Here is a 16,806-nt window from a genome sequence, read left to right on the forward strand (position 1 = left end):
GTTAGGACAGGGTGAAGAACATCAAAACCAGCAAGGTGAGCAGCACGCGCGCGGAGCTGCCGCCGAAGGCTCCAAAGCGCACACTACCGGTGGCCCAACCCCGGTAGGCCGTCCACATCACCCAGGCGCACCAAAGCAAAGCCAGAACGAGAACCAGGGACAGCCACAGCGTCGAACTGCTCTGTGCCGAGAAGCCGGAGGCGTTTTGGAAGGCAGCGGTCTGAGTGTCAGTCATGCTCATGGCGAAGGCTCCGAGGACGGAGTATTGAGGCGGTAATCGCCGACCAACTCACTGAGATCGCGCGGTTGGGCGCGAGAGGGGGACAGATAGCCCTGCACACCCTGGCGAATACGTTGGATGTCCTGAGACAGGCGGGGATAGTCGAAGCGATAGCGTTCATGGGTTTCAGACTGGCTGGATGCTTTAGCTCGTGCCGCTAGGCGCTCGATAGTGTCGAGCTGTTGCTGGACCAGGCTGAGCTGTTCCTGCTCATAAGCCGAGGCGGCATAGCAGCTGCCATGGATGATGGTCAGTACAAATAGTAAGGAGCGGCGAGAGACGGTAGTCGACATGATGCTGGCCCTTATGGATCTGAGGACAGAATCAAGTCAGAGGTCGAATTATTCAGTAGGAAATATGAGGTGTGATGAATCGCTTTTTCTGGGCGGGAGCACTGCGGAAATTTACGGACAGCTGTCCTTTCCTTGACGCTGGTGAATAGAAGGAGGCTAGGAGTATTTCGCCCTCGTCTGCTTCGCAGGCTAGGGTACATGACCAGTGCTTGTTACTGGAAAGTCGCCATTTACTCATTAGGCTCGCTGAGTCTAGCCTACGTCTACTATGGGGTGAGAGTGGATGTGCTTCATCGTCTTGGTTAACCGCACTACGGTTTGAGTTCCGGTCAAAAATGTATGCCGGAGACACTCACTTGACTGTGACATTATTGGCCCCTGATACGGCCTTACCCGAATTCATAAAGGGGCATTCATGCTTAACCTGGATCAGTTATTTCGCTCCAAAGAGAAACCAGAACCGAATGTAGCCACGATTGAGGGGCAGGGCGACGGATGCTTGCTGGCCGATCAGTATCAGGAAGCGCTGGACCTCTATTGGCAGATTGAATCGCCGGGTCGCTTGTTGCGCGAGAAAATCCTCTTCGCCAAGCTCTGCATTGGCAGCGTTGGTGGCAATGACGGTGATCTGATAGGTGATGACTTGAATTCTAGCTCTCAGATGGGGCTGGAGCTCCAAGTAGAAGCCATACACCGAATTCATCAGCGGTGGGATTCTGACCTCAAGCCTGATGAATATGAAAAACCGAAGGAATTAATTCGCCTGACCACGTGGATCAGGGACCACGTAGATTTTAATCCGTACGCAGGCCGTCTGGTGTTGATGTCTTGGTATGGTGTCAGCATGCACAACCGCCGTGGACATCAGTCTTTCATTGATCTTCATAGGGTTGTTTACCCCACGCTGACCACAGGTGGCAAGTGGCATTCGGAGTTGCTAAATGCCCTCGCAGATCGAGATCGCGATGCTGTCTTCGCCCTTTTGGACACCATCGATTTTGAAACGGCCCCTAATATGGCCACCGTTTGCCGTGCAGCCAATTTCGTCGCCAAAAAAGAAATTGCACAACAGGCCGCGCGAGTATTCGTCGCCCGCTACAGCAAATTGGAAGAGAAAATGTATAGAGCGCTGGTCAGCGCTGCGGTTATGAGCAACCAGGTAGATCTGCTTGACAGCATTCCTAATGAATACGCAGATGATTTTTTATCCGATCCTCTTGTAGAACTTTTTTCCTATGCGTCGAGTGGACAATTCGAGCGTGCTGCGTTTGTCTTAGAGCGCACGAATGTCGACACCCTGGTGTGTTACCAATCACCATGTATGGTTGAAGGTTACACGCGCTTTCTTCCCGAGGGCCCGTACGATTCTTGGCCGTCGATGTTCCAGCCATTAGACGGATTTGAACTTGAATTGTTTCGTCGACTGCCTAACACCGAGTCCTCAAACCGTTTTCGTCTTCTGCTGCTCAATGACGCTCAGTATGCGTTTGGAGAGGTGTTTACCAATTGTGTCCAACAGCTATGGGCTGAAGCTCCGTCCTACGAGGTTGCTGAGCTGCTCAGCGAATTTTCTACTAAGGACCTGAAGACCCTTGGTGCTTTGATGATCGACTACCTGGAGAAGTACGAGTTCGAGGAGGGAGAGGACGTTGATGCCCTGGAACTCTTGTCTGGATGGGATGACGTTGATTTGAAGTTCGGCCCTTTATTTGATGGGGCTAAAGCGCAGCTCAAAAAAGTTGCATCAGCGAATCGGCTCCGAGTGTTATCGATGCTGTTCCCTTTTGCGAAGAGAAACATTGCAAAGGTCAACCGTGATGAGGACTGCAGCAATAACTACCTTGGTTGGCTAGCTGAGCTTGCCGAGGTCGCTCCGACCCGGTACGGCGTTGAGTATATTTTCCGACAGGCCAATCTAGGTGACTATCAGGGGGCGCTTGCGTCGCTGGAACGCCTAAATCTTGAGCCTAGTAGAGATGTGGTATTTGCTTATGGTTGGGTGGGTACTAATACCGATAGCTACGCCCTGCTGACAGCTTTCGAGAAGGCAGTGGAGATTGACGCTAAGCTTCACGAGGTAGAGCGAATTCAAACGATTCGTCCAGAAGTTAGAGCAAAATTACAGCGACTTGCAGCAACGCAACTCCATTTGGATTTCGAGGGCGAGCAGGTTGTATGTCCGGTCCCTGCACCGTTGCCTGCTAACCTTTACTCTGCCATGGAAACCATTGACCAATCACTTGTCTCGCTCAGCCCGGCTGAGATCCTCACTCTGCAGATCTGGCTTGGCCAACGCTACAAAGGTATTGATAGTTCAATCCCTCCGGCGGCTGGGAATCACTTGGTTATCGACTCTTGGAATGGATGCCTTCGCAGGGCGAAACTGGCTTTGAAAGGGGAAAACCAAATACTGAGCTTGGCCAAACGTCACGGGTACTCAAAGGTGATTGAAGTTATGGCCGAAGCTTTTGCGCATGAAAGTAAACCAGATCTGGCACTGACGGCTCTTGCAAAAACTCTGGCACAGCGCATAGATACGGGGGCTAACGAGGTCGCTTATCTGATTGGCACAATTAGAAATCGTTGCAATTACCACAACCCGAATATCGTTAGGGAGCAGGTTCGCGAAGCGGCTAAACGCGGCATCTCGGTGAGTCAGCTGCAAGAGTTGGCGACCGAAATCAGCAGTTGGACTATGTGGAAAAATAAGGTTGAGGATTTACTCGAGAAATGAGTCGTCGTGTCGACAGGGGAATCGTGTTCTCTACCATAAGCACTCATCACCTGAAAGTTCGTAGGTAAAATCTTCAGATGTATTTTTTGAACGTTGCTGTTGTGATTGCCATGGTTACCCCAAGCATCATGGCGCAAGGCAAAAAAACGGCCATGGGATCGACCGAAAAAGGCAGGGATAGGTAAATAATCCAGGGCACGACCAGTAGTGGAATCAATGCCCGCTTGGCGCGGTGATAGACAAAACTGCTTTCCCGGCCCGCTCCAAATTTGCGTAGGTCGCGGCGCATCAAACCGTCGACAAAACCAGTGAACATGGCCAACAGAAACAGGGGTGTGGCCAGGACCAGAATAGTCAGGCGCACCACGAAGGTGAAAGTGACATACACCGCCGCCAGCACAAAGTCCTCGATAATCACGTAGAGCTGGTTGATCCAGCCCCAGAAACCATTGCCCTGAGCCGATACCCGCGCTTGATGGGAGAAGTCCGCAAAGCCAGTCTTGACCAGCAGCCACTGATTGAGAAAATCCAGCCACTGGACAATCGTTTGCCCGGGTTGTTGAAGGATGAGTGAAGATTTGAAGTGCTCGCTGAGCCAGCCCAACTCACTGGTCAGCATGGCCTGACTGTGACGCCAACCCTGATCGCCCCAAAACAGCAGCAAACCAGCGCATTCGATCAGGATCGAGAACAGCAACGACGCAATCAGCAAACCTATGATGCGCAGGACCAGGCTGATCGTCGTGATGATCAATCCCGGGCGCTGGATCGGTTGTGGCGGCGTGTTCTGGGCGGAAGTTGCCATTGTTCACTCCATCGCGTGCTGCAGAGTTGATGTGGGCACGACGCCTTCTGGATCGTTTTCTGCTGAGTCGAAACCTGTGGTGGGGCGGGCTACCCCACCTGATCCAGATCGAAGTTAGTTGTTGGGCCACCACCGCTTGCGCTCCACCATTGCCCTGCCTGATCATTGTAGGCCGCCCGCATCCGCTGAGTGAGTTCCTGCAGGTCTTTGGGCATGGCATCGTCGTTGGAGGGTTTTGGCAACGGCATGCGGACTTTCCAGAGCTGGCCACCGGCCTGGAAGGAGAACATTTGCCCTTTGGGCAAACTGACGATATGAGCAGGCTCGATCAGCGGCACACTGGTGCTGCTGACACGGTCCTGGGAGGACGAGGTGAAGTCCGTGTTGGCCTCAGGATCGGAGGTGTCGGTGGCACCCGACACCAGGGTCTTGGTCAGCACGTTAACCTTGGGCAACTGCTGGGTGAGTAGTTCAGCGGTAGCGGTTTCGCGCACCCGCAGCATCTGCAGGGTGTTGAAGTTGCCAATAACCTGGCCAGCTTTGGCGCGGTTGCCGATACGTGCTTCGATATCGCTGAGGGTCTGGGTGTAGGCGGTTACCTGGATACCGGCACCGCCGCCCTTGTTGATCAGCGGGATGAATTCATCGCCCATCAACTCGTTGAACTCATCGGCGTGCAGGTTGATCGGCAGCTTGTCACTGTTCCTACCCGACTGAGGCAGGCCGTGGTCGATACCATGTTTGTAGATGTGGCCCGCGACCGAGACCAAGTCGGCGAACATGGAGTTGCCCACAGCGGCGGCCACCTCGGCGTCAGTCAGCGCATCCAGACCGACGTAGACGATGCCGCGTTTTCGGATGATCTGCATCCAGTCGAAGATTGGCCGCGGGTCACCTAAATCAGTGTAGTTGGGGGCCAGTAACTGGGCGGTCTTGCCGGTGGTGAGTTTCTCCAGCAGCGGCAGTAGCGAGGCAACGATTTTGTCGAAGTAAGTACGGTCATACCGCACTGCTGAACGCAGTCCGTCCAATACCGGATCAAATACCCGCTTCACTGCCAGGTACTGCTCGATCGCCACCACGCGCTTTTCGCGCCCGATCATATGCCGGGGAATGTTCTTCTCGGTGAGCTTGCCTTCAAGCTGGACGATCACTTCCCACGCCTTCGGGTCGGTCTTGGCGAAAAACTGCTGGGCGTATTCGATGAACAGTGCGTCGATGTTGACCACATGTCGCTGGATCTGCAGGTAGTCTGGGCGCCGGCCCAACTCGATCAAAGCCCGGGCAATGATGTTGACAAAGCGCCAGGCGAACTCGCGAAAGGCTGCGGAGTTGCCTTCGCCACTGAGTTGCCCAGCGATGCGCGATGCTACCTCCGAGATGCGCCCGAAACGTCCCACAGCGTTGTAACGCGCGGAGATCTCTGGCCAGCCTAGATGGAAAACATAGAATTCCTTTTCCCGACCGGCCCGTTTGGCTTCGACGTACATGCGTTTGAGCAGGTCGGCATCGCCCTTCGGATCGAAGACGATCACCACTTCATGTTCGACGCGGTGAATGTCCTGGGTGATGTACACCTCGGCGAGTCGCGTCTTGCCGACACGGGTAGTGCCCAGCACCAGGGTGTGTCCGACCCGTTCGCCCAGCGGCAGACTGACTTCCGTTTCGTTGGGCTCGACCCCATGCAACAGCGGCGAGCCACCGACTGGGGGTAAAGGGCGCAACGGATTGAAGGCACTGTCCCAGGCGGTGACACGGGCCAATGTAGAGAGCGGAAACGGTGCATGCTCCAGGCGCCGTTCGAGTTCACGTGCCAGCCGGTAGTGGGTCGGTTGGTCGACATAATGGGCGACCGCCGGATCCTGGGCCTCGACCAAGCGCTGGGTGTGCAGGCGGGTCCAGCGAAAGCCGCGACCCATGAACAAACGCTTACGACTGACCGGAATCTGCCGGCTGGTCAGCTCGTAGCGGGGCAGCCGGCGGATATTGCGCCGATAGCGCAACACCTCCCAGGCTTGTCGCAGGCGGATCAGGCCGAACAGGGTATAGGCCAGCGCCGCAACCTGCCCGATCTCGGGTGACAGGGCCACGGCCCAGGGCGAGTACACGCACAGCACTGCCGCCGCGATGCAGATTGTTACGGTGTACAACTCGACCGCTGGCCGGAGCTTGGACTCCATCGCATGCTCGGCCATGACCTGACTCACTGTCCCAATGAGGTGGCGGTGATCAAGACGGGGTAGTGCAAAATCTGCAGGCGGGTGGCGATGTCGTTGCCGTTGACCGGCAGGATGGTGATGTCTGGAGCGGCTGCGCGAATTCGGGCCAGGGCTTCAGTGTCGGCTACTTCGACGGCGAGGCCAGCCGCGCCCATTTCCTGCAGTTCAGCAGCGCGCTGACGCAGCCAAGTCAGCGACAGGGGATCGTCACCGACCAGAAAAAATGGCCGCAAGCCCGGCATGTTCAGGGCGCGAGACGTGATCTGGCCGGGGCTCAAGTGGGGGCTACGGATGGGTAGTATCCAGGCCTCATCGGCAAACGTGGACAGGTCCGCATGCATAGCCCGATCAGGCTGGATCTTGTTGTTTATTAGCGGCCTGGCAACTTGAAAATGGTGTCGGGTGAAGTCGCTAGGCTGATCCCCGGCTACGGTCAGTTCCGGCTGGGCGAAAGATACCAAGAGCAGGATGAAATAACAGACGATGGGGATTCGCTTCATGGTGGTGTGCCCTGTTTGAAAGAAACCAGCAACCGTTCGAGTTGCCGGGAAAAGCCGGCGCGGTAACGCGCGGCCGGCGTTCCTCCTGCCGGGCGGTGATATCGGCCGGCAGCTGATACCCAATCACCGGTGGTGGCGTGATGCTCCTGCAACAGCGCGGCGGTCACGGCGAGATTTCGGTAAGGGTCAAGGGCTTCGCAGGGGCTGGAATAACGTTGCCCGTGGTAACCCAGGTTGGTTTGTCCAAGACCGACATCGACCCGCTTGGCGTCATGTCGCGCGAGCGCCTGAAGTAAGGCGTGACAGGCGGCCTGGCGAGTGGCGAAGCGGTAGGGTATTCCGGCGATGTTCAGGGTCCAGGGCCAGGGCAGCAATCGACCACGGACGTGGATACCACTCTCCTGCAGGGCAATTGCGAATAGCACCATAGAAGGGATGTCGGCGTCATGCGCCGCCAATTGATAGGCCGGAGGCGGAAGTTGGTCGGCCTGGACGGCGAGCACCGTCAGCACCAGCGCAAGACCACTCAGTCGAGGCGTTGCCATTGTCCATTCACCTGTTGAAATGTGGCAGGCATTGGCCCCGGGGCACCCAGGCTGAACCAGCGACCACGGTCATGGTTCAGGGTGATCTGCCGGCGTTGAACCTTGACGGGATCGATGCCCGCTTGCCGAGCCCAGCTACGGACGCGTTCATCCTCGCCTTTGCTGCCCACCAGGTAGATATCGAACGCCGTGTCGCTGCTTTGCAGACGCTGGGCTTCGGCGGTACACGCTGAGCAGTGGTCCTCCACAAATAGAGCCTGGCGCGGCGCGGCCGCTGAGCTGATAGGGGGCGGGGATGCCATGCCCTGGATCGGTAGCAGCCCGGGAAACAGCTTGGCCCAGGCCGCGGTGTAAGCGTTTTGGTAGGCCAACTCGCGCTCGGCGCGTTTGGCCTCCAGCGCTACCTGTAATTCGGCATAGCGCTGGCGCTCTTGGTCGGTCTGGGCCTCAACCCCGAGCGCGGTCAACGGATCGAGGTTCGGGCTCCAGAAACCGCGTGGGCCGGCTTGGATCTGTTCGAAGCGCGTCCACTCCTGCCCCGTCAGGCCCCAACTCGCTGCCTGTTCAGAGTGAGAGCGCCCCAGAGGAGCGACCTGCGTGTCCTGGTTCCGTGACTGTGTCGTGACGGGGGTGCTCATCGCAGCGCCCATGGCCAGTAGCGAAGCGAGACAGACAACGGTGGGCAGTAGTGCTCTGTTCATGATCGCTTCTCAAGGGAGGTGCACGGTCTGGTCTGGCTGAGTGGCCACTGCGAAGATGGCCGAGTTCGGTTCCAGCACTTTCAGGTGCCAAGTTCCGAGCTGCTCGCCGCTATGCAGCAGCCGAACATCCATGAGAGAGCGACTGTCATGAGGTGCGACCGCCAGAAAGCGCTCACCACCGCGGGACTCGACACTCAACACCGAGAACGGTGGCGAGAGTGGGGCAGGTGTAGGGCGAGTCTTTTTTTTCGGCTTGGCCGTGGAAGACGTCGATGGTGGAGTTGATGGCTGGGTCTTGAGCTCCACGAGCTGTTGCTCGACGTGCTCAAGGCGTACGCGTAGCGCAGTCATGTCCGCCTCGGTGGCGCGGGCTGCCAGACCGTCGCGCAGTTCCTGTATTTCTTGCGCCCACTGATCCAGCATCGGATCGAGGGTATTGGCCTGTTGCTCACTAGTATCGACCATCTGCTTCAGGTCTTTCAGCGCGTACTGCAGCTTCTCTTGTGCATCCTTGAGGGCGCTTGAATCATGTTGCAGGGTGTCCAAAGTTTGTCGGTATTGCGTGTCCGTGCTCTGCAGTTTTGCCATGCGTTGATACTGGTTATACAAACCACCGCTCAGCCCGGCGACCGCCAGGCAAAGGAGCCCGATGATGAGGGTTTGAAACGTTGAGGCTTTCATGACCGCGCCTCCGATTGATGGGGCAAGACGGGTGTAATCAGCGCGACACCGGCATCCGTTTTCTGCTGTTCGAAGCAGACCGAACGGCTGACTTCATCGGTCGTGAGTTGCCAGGCGGGGCCAGCCAGCACTTGTAGCGCGCGGCGCAAAGGGATTGGACCAAGCCGGTAATGGGCTGCAGGCAGAGGCCGGGTAAACAGCAACTTCACCGACGCAGTAACGGGGCAGAGCGAATAGCCCGAGCGCTGCAATACGTACTGCAACGCATCCTGCACTGAGGGGTTTAGGCTGGACGGGATGTTCACTTCAATGATTTGAGCGAGAAGATCGCGTTGTTCCGTGGTGGGCTCGGTGCTGACCAGCGTATAGCGGCCATAGCGGAGTTCTGTCGGATGGTTTCCTTCCGCTGTGCCCCTCGAAAGCTGGGCCCGATTGGAGCCACTGTCGATCTCTGGATGGGTCGGCAATGTATTGGGGATTTGCGCGGTGCAGGCGCTCAACAAACCCAGCAGGCAGACAGGCGTGAAAAAACGCTCCATGGAAAAAACCTCATGACAGATTCAGTGCAAAACCTGACATGAGGTGAAGGAGCAACTCAGTGAGAAAGTTGATTCAAGGCGGGTCGTGTTAACGCTGAACGCGTTGCTATTCATCAAAAATAGCGAGCCCATTCAAGACGGCAGCGTCGGGGTCGAAGATCAACAATCTCGCATCCGCCAATGCCGCCAGGTACAGTACGTTGACTAGGACTTCCGGTGTGCCTGCGTCGAGTTGCTCTTGTCTCAAGCTTGAATAACGTTTGCCCTCAATGTTCAGCAAGTTTTCGTCCGTCCATGGCGTGCCAATCAGCTTGCAACCGATGCCGCAGCAATCCGGCAACTCGAAAAGCTCGAACAAAAGGCCGGTTTGCCTCGGAGCGGAGTTACTTGCCCATCCTTCCAGATAGAACATCGCTTCTTCAGGAAGGTGTGCGGTACTGATCTCCCAGGCTCGACTGTAGTGCCCCGTTTCGAAGCTCAAGCGATGGACCATGGCTTGGGCTTCTTCCAGGGAGTACAGATCGCCGAGGTGATGCCGCTCGTTGAGCATGTCGCCCATCACGGCGTAGATCACTTGGCGCACCAACCCGGTGGACTGGCAGCGTTCATCCAATTCATCCGGAATGGATTGGCCTTCGCTGATCAAGGCGAAATCGTCATTGAACAGGCAGGTGAACAGTTGCAGCTCATTGTCGGGCAGATGTGCTTGTGAGTCGTGCACTGGTCGAACGCAGGGAGGGCAGTCGTTTTCGTAGGTGATCAGTAGCAGCCGTTCGATATGAAGGTTGTCGTAACCGCGAGCAAATGGGGTTGAGGCCATCAGCAGAGCTGGGGCTTGGTGTGCGGGGTTCATGAGGGTTCTCCAGAATGAAAATGAACAAGGCGCCCGAAGGCGCCTGTGAGGGTTAAAGCCAGCCGTATTCGGCAAGGGAGAGAGGACGACCTTCACCCACGATGAAGTGATCCAATACGCGCACTTCGATCAAGGCCAAGGCCTCCTTCAGCCGTGCGGTCAAGACGCGATCCGCCTGGCTGGGTTCTGTACAACCCGAGGGATGGTTGTGAACCAAAATGGCGGCCGCAGCGTTATGCGCTAGGGAACGCTTAACGACTTGGCGGGGGTAAACGCTGGCGCCATCAATGCTGCCGTGAAAGAGGACTTCGAATGCCAGCACCCGGTGCTTGGCATCGAGAAAGATCACACCGAAGACTTCATGCTCTTGTTGCGCAAGGTGCAGTTTTAGGTACGAGGTCACGGTGTCAGGCGACGTCAGGATAGGGCCACGGGCGAACAGCCGACGATCCAGAATACGCAGCGCTTCGTCGATCAGCCGATTTTCTTGGACAATGCGATCAGTCTCGAAATACGAAGTCTCGATCAGTGTGAGTTGGGTGCTCATGGCGGTACCTCCGAAGGGAACAATCAGGGGGTACACGCCCGAGGGGAGTGGTATCCCCAAGGTGGGTGTGGAGTCGTGGGCGTTAGCAGGTGACGTGTTGTTTACAGCCGAGTGAATCGGTGGCGTTTGCCGTGTAGATGTGAACCACAGCCGTCGCAAGGCAATGGAGAAAAGGCTCTTATTCCCCAGCCGGCTTCGGGATCGAAGTCGGCACTGATTGGCATCAACCGAACCAGCCCACGATGTATCGCGGCGATGCGTTGTTCGACCTCATCCTGCGAGTGATACAGCGATAACGTGCTGTAGTCCTCGTAAGCCGCAGCGAACAGGCAGTCGTCGCAAAGCCAGAAGGATTCCATGAGGGTTCTCCTGTGCGGATTGAAGAAAAGGCGCTCGAGGGAGCGCCTTGGTGAGAAACATCGAGGACTGTTCAGGCAGACTGAGCAGTACGGGAGGCGTCACGGTGAACCGTGCGTGGAGAGGATTGGGTTTCAGGTTCAACCCGAGCCTCTATTGGGTTTTCGGCCTCCTCAACTTCGGCATCAGCCGATGTTGGAGATGGTTCACTGTTTGGCGCTTGCTCAGCAGGTGCTGTTGCTTCCTGCCTGGCGGGCGCTTTGTATTCGAACGTGCCGTTGACCTTGATCCAGTCGATGAACAGCAAACGACCTTTCAGGCTGGCGCCCGGTTGGCCTTGTTTCTCGCCTTTCTCATAGAGAAACGGATCGATCCACAGGTCGCCGATACGGAACGACAGCAAGACCTTTTTCTCGGCGTTGACGGCGTCCATATAGAGACGAATTAAGCGTTCAGCTTCACCCCCAGCGACTTTGCAGTCGAAGCGGGTGTACTCCACCGCATCGGTGGCACCGTGCAGGGCTGCTATATCGCAGGCCATGAATGGTTGGCCGCGGCGGACTTGGACTTCACGAACACGGTTGAGGTAGCCGATACCGACGGTGTGCAGGTTGAAGTAAGTGTTCATTTCTTTGGATTGGTTGGCGTGGGCCATGGTGGTTCTCCTGTTTCAAGGGGACGCGGCGACGCACAGTCCCTGATGGGGAAGTGAGCCCCCGTCAGGGTGGGTAAGGTGAAGAAGAGCGATGAACGACTCACCACTGGCAAGCCGATGACGATCAGAACGATGCGTCTGGGGGGAATAACGGTGCAGCTGAGGAACGTCTGCGGTAGTGGTTAGCAGACATGAGGTAGTGGGCATTCATCACCGCTGAGGCGGTAACCGTGCGAGCTTCCGAACGCTGATCGCACTTGGGTAAACCACCACGAACGTGGCGTAGCCTTGAAGGTTCAAGCTACCTGGGCTGGGCTGTCAACGACAGCGAACCACACCTTTTGTATAAGCCTGTCAGAGGGGAGCGTCAAGGCGCTGCAACCCGATTTTTTACGCCTGGAATACAGTGGCAGTCACTGGAATGAAGAAAATGAAGAGTGGGCCTGGCGGGGAGCCAGGCGAGGAAGAGAAAAGCCACCTTTGGCGGTCTTACGCAGTCGACCAGCGCCTCGCAACACTTGGTTGAACTGCGCCATGATTCGCCAACCGACCCTTGTCGTGGCCTGGGTCGGAACATGCTGGCACGCATCCGCGCACAAAAGGTGCCCAGTGTTTCCCCGGCGGGCTCCGGGACTGAATACGATCGCCGAAGCGGATGACCGCTGTTGCCGGCTAGAGGCAACAGTGGTCATCCGCCACCACGATCAGGTCAAGCACAAAACGGGAATGAAATCCCGCAGAAGAGAAGGCTCCGAACTCGAAGAGTTCGACCGAGCTACCCGGAGCAAATCGGTCTTGGGTCGCCATTGGCGATGATCCTGAGGCACTACAGCAGAGAGGGTGGGACGACGTCAAGGCAGAGAACGCACCGTTCTCATAATGATCGTCCCATGGAACATCATGAGCGACGCGTATCTTTACTGATCGACACAGTGCCCTTGCAATCTGGGTAGCGGGAGCATGACCAGAACGGCCCTGATTTCCCCTTTCGCCTGAGCATTGAAGCGTTGCACATGGGGCAGCCCGGGCCGGTTTCGACCGCTATTGGCAAGATGAGCGTTCCGCAGTGTGCAACCAACTGCGCAATCCAGTTCGCCTGCTTGGCGACGAACGCATCAAGGGTTAGGCGTCCCGTTTCGATTTCGTCCAGGGCCTGTTCCCAGATCGCGGTCATGCCCGGATCTGCGATTGCGGCGGGTACCGCCTCAATCAGGGTATGGGCCGCTGCGGAGGCCATTAAGGCGCGTTTTTTCTTCAGCAAGTAACCGCGATCAATCAACCCCTTGATGATGCCGGCTCGCGTGGCTTCGGTACCGATACCGGTAGTGTCCCGAAGTTTCTGTTTCAGGCGTGGGTCGTTGACCAGCTTGGCCACATTTTTCATCGCCTTGATCAGGTCGCCTTCGGTGAGAGGTTTGGGAGCGGCAGTGCGCATGGACTTGAGTTCGACGTCGTTCACTGCGCACTGAGTACCCTGTTGCAGGACGGGCAATACTTGGGACTTGTGACTGGGCTCATCGTCTTCGGTGTTTTCGGAGAGCAAGCCTTTCCAGCCCTGGACCAGGATCTGTTTGCCAACAGCGGTCAATCGTTCTTCGCCACATTCCAGTTCGACCTGGGTTCGATCAAACTCATGAGACGGAAGAAATTGCGCGAGGTAGTGGCTACGAATCAGTTCGTAGACTTGGCGTTCTTGTTCGGACATCCGCGCGAGGTTCGCCGGCTCGGTGGTGGGAATGATGCCGTGGTGCGCGGTGACCTTGGCATCGTTCCACACGCGGGAGTGCAGTGATCGATCGAGTCTTCCGAATGCGGGCCGCAGGGTGGGATCGGTTTTGAGCAGGGCATCGAATACCCCAGGTACCTCGTTGAACATACTTTCGGGTAAATAGCGACAATCACTGCGCGGGTAGGTGGTGGCTTTGTAGGTTTCATACAGAGCCTGGGCGATATTCAGGACTTCCTGAACGCCGAGTCCCAACTTGCGCGAGCAGACTTCTTGCAGCGTGCTCAAGTCGAAGGGCAGGGGCGCCGCTTCGCGGAAATGCTCAGTCTGCAGCGAGAGTACTGTGGCGGTCTTGCTGCAAGAGATCGCTTGGACCGTTTGACTGGCAAGCGCCTGTTGCAGGCAACGACCCGCTTCGTCCTGTCCTGAGCTTGGCGGTAACCACGATGCGATGAATCGCTGACCCCTCGACGATAGGTGCACTTCAACGTTCCAGTAGGGCACCGGAACGAAACTGGCAATCGCACGATCCCGATCGACCACTAGGCGTAAAGTGGGTGTCTGTACGCGTCCAACCGACAGCACGCCGTCGTAGCCTGCCCGCCGACCGAGGAGGGTAAACAAACGACTGAGGTTCATGCCGATCAGCCAGTCAGCACGGCTGCGGGCGAGGGCTGAGTGATAGAGCGGGAAGGTCTCCTGACCAGACTTCAGCGAGGACAATGCTTTGCGAATCGACGCCTCGTTGAGTGCCGACAACCAGAGGCGCTGAACGGGGCCTCGATACTTGCAGAGTTCCAGTAACTCGCGGGCAATCATTTCACCTTCGCGGTCGGCGTCGGTCGCGATGACGACGGTGGTGGCTTTACTGAGCAGGCGCTTGATGACTTTGAACTGTGCCGCAGTCTTGGGTTTGACCTCGACCTGCCACTGCGCGGGAATGATCGGTAGATGATCTAACGACCAACTCTTGAAGTGTTCACCATAAGTTTCAGGCGGTGCTGTCTCCAGCAGGTGACCGATACACCAGGTGACGGTTGTCTCTGTGCCGATCAGGCAACCCTCACCACGCTGAGTGGCCCCGAGTACCTTGGCAATGTCTCGACCTTGAGAGGGTTTTTCGCAGAGGAAGAGGCGCATAGAACTGCTCCGGATTGAGTTCGGAACAGCGTTGTTGGTAACAGCAGTCGCGAGATATGAAAAACCTGAATTACAGGTTCCTCATATTAGAAGGTGAAGGCAGGCTTGAATGGGCCGCGGCTGCTAACCCGTTGCGGGTGGACGGCAGTGTGGATCTTCACGAGCAGCGTGTAGAAACACACCAGCAACTTCGCGCAAAGGCGCAATTTTTATGCCTGAAGTCTGTCAGTCCGCAGGTGGCTGCCCACTGCGCTTTCTGGGTTTCGCCGCTGGCTGCCCACTGCGCTTTCTGGGTTTCGCCGCTGGTGAACTGGCCTGTTCTGGACTTTTCCCGACTTGTGGCGCAGATGCCGCGGGTTCACTGGATCGTTCGCGCATAACCACGCTGTGCACCCGGTGAGGCAGAATGCCGACTCGACGGGCCTCGATTTTGAAGGTCACCCGCGCATTGTCTTCGCTGTCCTCCCACTCATCGCGTACGGTGCGGCCTTCGACCAGCACACGCATACCTTTCTGGTACAGCGTGCTCCAGTGTTCAGCCTCGCGGTGCCAGAGCTCAACCGGCGCCCAATAGCCGCCTCGATCTTCGTAGCCGCCCTCGCGTGGCACGGGGTTGTCGAAGTACACATTCAGCCGTAGCAAACGCCGTGGCTCGTCATTGCCTGAGGCGAATTCCTGGAACTCTGGCGCACTGCCGATGTTGCCTTCGCCGACGAAAAAAGTACTCATCGTGATATCTCCGCTGCGGTTGTGAACTGGCGCAGCAGCCGTTCGGCACTGGCCATTTTGATCGCGCAGGTCGAGGCCTGGCGGTAAAGCGAATGCACCACGCTCATCTGCAGGTTCAGTGCAATACGGTTGCATTCGAAACGGTGCAACCCCTCGCGTACGGCCTGCGGTTGGGTCTTGTTGCGGACCTGGCGTTCCCAGACCGCAACCCCCATGCGGGCGAAGTCACGGGTGCGCCAACGCAAAAAGGTGCTGCCCGCGCTGGTGTTCTGCAGCACCAATCGAATATCCAGCAGTGAGTACGGGGGCTGTCCGGCTTGCTGCACAACAGCTTCCATCAGGTGACATAACTGCGCCTCGATTTCCCTCGCCACCTGCGCCAGGTGGTCCAACTCCCCCTTACCCTTAAAAGGTTTTAAAAGGCCTTTTAGGGAGGCAGCGTGTTCGAGCTGTCGATAGGCATCCGGTGTTAACGCTTCGAAGGGCATTGGTTGAGCCGGGATCATGAGATTCATGCTTCGTCCTCCGGCTCATCCACCGTCGCAGATGGCTCTCTCGCTTCCTCTGCCAATGCGTCCGCGTCATCCACTGCCACAGCACCACGACGAATGATCGGTGGCGCGAACTGGGAGCGGCGATGACCCTCAAGAATGTCCATGGGGGGCAAACCCATCTTCTCGATGGCCGCCAGAGCACGGGCATTGTTCGCTGCCATGTCATCACGGGTGACGCCAGAATGCCGATAGCGCTGCGCCTGGCCGAACAGGCTGCGCAGCAGATGGGCGCCGTCATCGATCCAGGCTTCCATGTCGACGCGGCCGATCAAGGCTGTGTGATGGGCCAATAGGGTACGACGCACCAGGGTGTCGTAGTCGGTCAGCAGGTAGACCGCCAGAAAACCCAGCTGGCTGCCGATGTACAACGGCAAGGTGACGGGGTGGATGTTGAGGTTGTCGCCCATGTCGATCTGTGTCGGCAGGTCCTGTCTGATCCGATCCAGCTGTTGGGTCAGTTCCAGCATCCCAGCCTTGGCCTGCATCAGTTTTTCTTCGAGTTGTACGATGGCCCAGTCGGCATAGGGATCGTCCTGAGCCGCGGTTTGTTTGATCAGGTTGGTGACACTGATGTAGCCGGCCATGCCCATGATCGAGTGAACGCCTTCGCGTGCGGTCCGCCCTTGCCAGATACGGGCGGCGTGGTGAGTGTGCAGGGTCAGGGTGATGCTGCTGCGCAATGAACCCAGGTTGAGTTGGTAATGATCGGCCACGGCGTTGTCCTCGCATTCGCTTGGACGGAAACGTTGCGGCAGATGAGGGTCAAGGACAGCCAAAAAACTGAATGCGGTCTGTTCGGTTTGGTTTAAGAGGGCTAATTATGGAGACGTCAGTAGATTTGATGCCACCGGCATCAAATCTACTGACGTCTACGTTCATCGAAAGAGATGTCCCGGCTTTTCCCTAAGAGTTTCATAGTTTGGTCCGATGTGTTCGTAGAGTGGAACA

Annotated in this window: 18 protein-coding genes; 1 reads left to right on the plus strand and 17 read right to left on the minus strand. The window is 57.0% G+C overall.

All coding sequences use genetic code 11. The annotated features are described in order from the left end of the window. Position 1: 1 nt before the first annotated feature. Both FIV39_RS14015 and FIV39_RS14020 read right to left on the minus strand, forming a co-directional pair. Positions 2 to 241 carry a TIGR03758 family integrating conjugative element protein gene (locus tag FIV39_RS14015; RefSeq protein WP_090406479.1) on the minus strand — a complete coding sequence of 80 codons (240 nt, stop codon included), beginning with the start codon at positions 239 to 241 and terminating at the stop codon, positions 2 to 4. Then, the gene (locus FIV39_RS14020; protein ID WP_090406476.1) at positions 238 to 573 is read right to left on the minus strand and encodes an integrative conjugative element protein, RAQPRD family; all 336 of its coding nucleotides are present in this window, start codon (positions 571 to 573) and stop codon (positions 238 to 240) included. The genes FIV39_RS14015 and FIV39_RS14020 overlap by 4 nt, the downstream gene beginning before the upstream one ends. 415 nt (positions 574 to 988) lie before the next feature. Here FIV39_RS14020 and FIV39_RS14025 point away from each other — a divergent pair, with 415 nt between their 5' ends. Then, a complete protein-coding gene (locus FIV39_RS14025) occupies positions 989 to 3,307 on the plus strand; it encodes a hypothetical protein (RefSeq protein WP_090406473.1) in 2,319 nt (772 codons plus the stop codon). A 73-nt stretch (positions 3,308 to 3,380) separates the two neighbouring features. Here FIV39_RS14025 and FIV39_RS14030 read toward each other — a convergent pair whose 3' ends face one another. From FIV39_RS14030 to FIV39_RS14100, 15 genes are all read right to left on the minus strand, one after another. Then, positions 3,381 to 4,112 (minus strand): TIGR03747 family integrating conjugative element membrane protein, encoded by a 732-nt coding sequence (locus tag FIV39_RS14030; RefSeq protein ID WP_090406470.1) that lies wholly within the window; start codon positions 4,110 to 4,112, stop codon positions 3,381 to 3,383. An 89-nt stretch (positions 4,113 to 4,201) separates the two neighbouring features. Next, positions 4,202 to 6,307, minus strand: a complete 2,106-nt coding sequence (traD, locus tag FIV39_RS14035) for a type IV conjugative transfer system coupling protein TraD (protein ID WP_090406467.1) — start codon at positions 6,305 to 6,307, stop codon at positions 4,202 to 4,204. 8 nt (positions 6,308 to 6,315) lie between these two features. Continuing rightward, positions 6,316 to 6,831: an integrating conjugative element protein gene (locus FIV39_RS14040; RefSeq protein ID WP_090406464.1), complete on the minus strand. Its 516-nt coding sequence runs from the start codon at positions 6,829 to 6,831 to the stop codon at positions 6,316 to 6,318. Next, positions 6,828 to 7,376, minus strand: a complete 549-nt coding sequence (locus FIV39_RS14045; protein ID WP_020300897.1) for a lysozyme family protein — start codon at positions 7,374 to 7,376, stop codon at positions 6,828 to 6,830. The genes FIV39_RS14040 and FIV39_RS14045 overlap by 4 nt, the downstream gene beginning before the upstream one ends. Further along, the gene (locus FIV39_RS14050; RefSeq protein WP_090406463.1) at positions 7,358 to 8,077 is read right to left on the minus strand and encodes a TIGR03759 family integrating conjugative element protein; all 720 of its coding nucleotides are present in this window, start codon (positions 8,075 to 8,077) and stop codon (positions 7,358 to 7,360) included. The genes FIV39_RS14045 and FIV39_RS14050 overlap by 19 nt, the downstream gene beginning before the upstream one ends. Before the next feature lie 9 nt (positions 8,078 to 8,086). After that, positions 8,087 to 8,758: a chemotaxis protein gene (locus tag FIV39_RS14055; RefSeq protein WP_090406459.1), complete on the minus strand. Its 672-nt coding sequence runs from the start codon at positions 8,756 to 8,758 to the stop codon at positions 8,087 to 8,089. Beyond that, positions 8,755 to 9,297: a PFGI-1 class ICE element type IV pilus protein PilL2 gene (pilL2, locus tag FIV39_RS14060; RefSeq protein WP_090406456.1), complete on the minus strand. Its 543-nt coding sequence runs from the start codon at positions 9,295 to 9,297 to the stop codon at positions 8,755 to 8,757. The genes FIV39_RS14055 and pilL2 overlap by 4 nt, the downstream gene beginning before the upstream one ends. 106 nt (positions 9,298 to 9,403) lie before the next feature. Further along, on the minus strand, positions 9,404 to 10,150 hold the full coding sequence (locus FIV39_RS14065) for a DUF5983 family protein (protein WP_090406453.1): 747 nt from the start codon (positions 10,148 to 10,150) through the stop codon (positions 9,404 to 9,406). Positions 10,151 to 10,202: 52 nt separating this feature from the next. Beyond that, complete coding sequence (gene radC / locus FIV39_RS14070; RefSeq protein ID WP_090406450.1) at positions 10,203 to 10,697, minus strand: RadC family protein; 495 nt, start codon at positions 10,695 to 10,697, stop codon at positions 10,203 to 10,205. 101 nt (positions 10,698 to 10,798) lie between these two features. After that, the gene (locus FIV39_RS14075) at positions 10,799 to 11,056 is read right to left on the minus strand and encodes a hypothetical protein (RefSeq protein WP_090406447.1); all 258 of its coding nucleotides are present in this window, start codon (positions 11,054 to 11,056) and stop codon (positions 10,799 to 10,801) included. A 71-nt stretch (positions 11,057 to 11,127) separates the two neighbouring features. Further along, a complete protein-coding gene (locus tag FIV39_RS14080) occupies positions 11,128 to 11,709 on the minus strand; it encodes an STY4534 family ICE replication protein (RefSeq protein ID WP_090406444.1) in 582 nt (193 codons plus the stop codon). An 898-nt stretch (positions 11,710 to 12,607) separates the two neighbouring features. Then, complete coding sequence (locus tag FIV39_RS14085) at positions 12,608 to 14,575, minus strand: DNA topoisomerase III (protein WP_090406441.1); 1,968 nt, start codon at positions 14,573 to 14,575, stop codon at positions 12,608 to 12,610. A gap of 225 nt (positions 14,576 to 14,800) precedes the next feature. Continuing rightward, complete coding sequence (locus FIV39_RS14090) at positions 14,801 to 15,304, minus strand: single-stranded DNA-binding protein (protein ID WP_090406438.1); 504 nt, start codon at positions 15,302 to 15,304, stop codon at positions 14,801 to 14,803. Then, positions 15,301 to 15,819 (minus strand): DUF3158 family protein, encoded by a 519-nt coding sequence (locus tag FIV39_RS14095; protein WP_032903630.1) that lies wholly within the window; start codon positions 15,817 to 15,819, stop codon positions 15,301 to 15,303. Before FIV39_RS14095 ends, FIV39_RS14090 begins: the two co-directional genes overlap by 4 nt. Then, a complete protein-coding gene (locus FIV39_RS14100) occupies positions 15,816 to 16,571 on the minus strand; it encodes a PFL_4669 family integrating conjugative element protein (RefSeq protein ID WP_020300887.1) in 756 nt (251 codons plus the stop codon). Before FIV39_RS14100 ends, FIV39_RS14095 begins: the two co-directional genes overlap by 4 nt. Positions 16,572 to 16,806: the final 235 nt, after the last annotated feature.

Source organism: Pseudomonas grimontii (assembly GCF_007858185.1).
In the GTDB taxonomy this organism is placed as follows: Bacteria; Pseudomonadota; Gammaproteobacteria; order Pseudomonadales; family Pseudomonadaceae; genus Aquipseudomonas; species Aquipseudomonas grimontii.

What these genes read in the sequence shown, in the direction of transcription:
- FIV39_RS14085 (WP_090406441.1), bottom strand. Translation starts at nt 14,575, where the DNA reads ATGCGCCTCTTCCTCTGCGAAAAACCCTCTCAAGGTCGAGACATTGCC.
- FIV39_RS14090 (WP_090406438.1), bottom strand. Translation starts at nt 15,304, where the DNA reads ATGAGTACTTTTTTCGTCGGCGAAGGCAACATCGGCAGTGCGCCAGAG.
- FIV39_RS14055 (WP_090406459.1), bottom strand. Translation starts at nt 8,758, where the DNA reads ATGAAAGCCTCAACGTTTCAAACCCTCATCATCGGGCTCCTTTGCCTG.
- FIV39_RS14025 (WP_090406473.1), top strand. Translation starts at nt 989, where the DNA reads ATGCTTAACCTGGATCAGTTATTTCGCTCCAAAGAGAAACCAGAACCG.
- FIV39_RS14015 (WP_090406479.1), bottom strand. Translation starts at nt 241, where the DNA reads ATGAGCATGACTGACACTCAGACCGCTGCCTTCCAAAACGCCTCCGGC.
- traD (WP_090406467.1), bottom strand. Translation starts at nt 6,307, where the DNA reads ATGGCCGAGCATGCGATGGAGTCCAAGCTCCGGCCAGCGGTCGAGTTG.
- FIV39_RS14080 (WP_090406444.1), bottom strand. Translation starts at nt 11,709, where the DNA reads ATGGCCCACGCCAACCAATCCAAAGAAATGAACACTTACTTCAACCTG.
- FIV39_RS14020 (WP_090406476.1), bottom strand. Translation starts at nt 573, where the DNA reads ATGTCGACTACCGTCTCTCGCCGCTCCTTACTATTTGTACTGACCATC.
- FIV39_RS14095 (WP_032903630.1), bottom strand. Translation starts at nt 15,819, where the DNA reads ATGAATCTCATGATCCCGGCTCAACCAATGCCCTTCGAAGCGTTAACA.
- FIV39_RS14030 (WP_090406470.1), bottom strand. Translation starts at nt 4,112, where the DNA reads ATGGCAACTTCCGCCCAGAACACGCCGCCACAACCGATCCAGCGCCCG.
- FIV39_RS14045 (WP_020300897.1), bottom strand. Translation starts at nt 7,376, where the DNA reads ATGGCAACGCCTCGACTGAGTGGTCTTGCGCTGGTGCTGACGGTGCTC.
- FIV39_RS14075 (WP_090406447.1), bottom strand. Translation starts at nt 11,056, where the DNA reads ATGGAATCCTTCTGGCTTTGCGACGACTGCCTGTTCGCTGCGGCTTAC.
- radC (WP_090406450.1), bottom strand. Translation starts at nt 10,697, where the DNA reads ATGAGCACCCAACTCACACTGATCGAGACTTCGTATTTCGAGACTGAT.
- pilL2 (WP_090406456.1), bottom strand. Translation starts at nt 9,297, where the DNA reads ATGGAGCGTTTTTTCACGCCTGTCTGCCTGCTGGGTTTGTTGAGCGCC.
- FIV39_RS14040 (WP_090406464.1), bottom strand. Translation starts at nt 6,831, where the DNA reads ATGAAGCGAATCCCCATCGTCTGTTATTTCATCCTGCTCTTGGTATCT.
- FIV39_RS14050 (WP_090406463.1), bottom strand. Translation starts at nt 8,077, where the DNA reads ATGAACAGAGCACTACTGCCCACCGTTGTCTGTCTCGCTTCGCTACTG.
- FIV39_RS14065 (WP_090406453.1), bottom strand. Translation starts at nt 10,150, where the DNA reads ATGAACCCCGCACACCAAGCCCCAGCTCTGCTGATGGCCTCAACCCCA.